The organism is Mesorhizobium sp. M2E.F.Ca.ET.209.01.1.1, from assembly GCF_004010375.2.
GTDB lineage: Bacteria > Pseudomonadota > Alphaproteobacteria > Rhizobiales > Rhizobiaceae > Mesorhizobium.
Genome location: NZ_SADP02001309.1, coordinates 1 through 282 on the forward strand (window position 1 = coordinate 1; position 282 = coordinate 282).

Here is a 282-nt window from a genome sequence, read left to right on the forward strand (position 1 = left end):
CATCCTCTATCGTGACTATCGATCGGTCAATTGCCGAACTTGTAGCTCAACCTCGCCATGACGACGTCGGCCCTGGCCTTGACCTTGTATGTCTCCGGATTGTTTCCGAGCGAACCGTTGTCGAACACAGTGGGTCCGGTGCTGGTCTTGGAGCCGAGATCGATATGCGTGTAGTCGACGCCGAGGCTCAGCTTGTCGGTGAGGGCATAGTCGATGCCAGCGCCGATGGCATAGCCAGCATCGAAGTCGAACAGGCTTTCCATCAATTCGGCATAATCCTTG

The 282-nt window shown here is 55.7% G+C and carries 1 protein-coding gene; it reads right to left on the bottom strand.

Going from position 1 to position 282, the window contains the following annotated elements; all coding sequences use genetic code 11:
* Window positions 1-26 precede the first annotated feature (26 nt).
* Window positions 27-282, bottom strand: a 256-nt coding sequence (locus EN852_RS40185; protein ID WP_145994171.1) for an outer membrane beta-barrel protein, incomplete at its 5' end; no start/stop codon positions are given.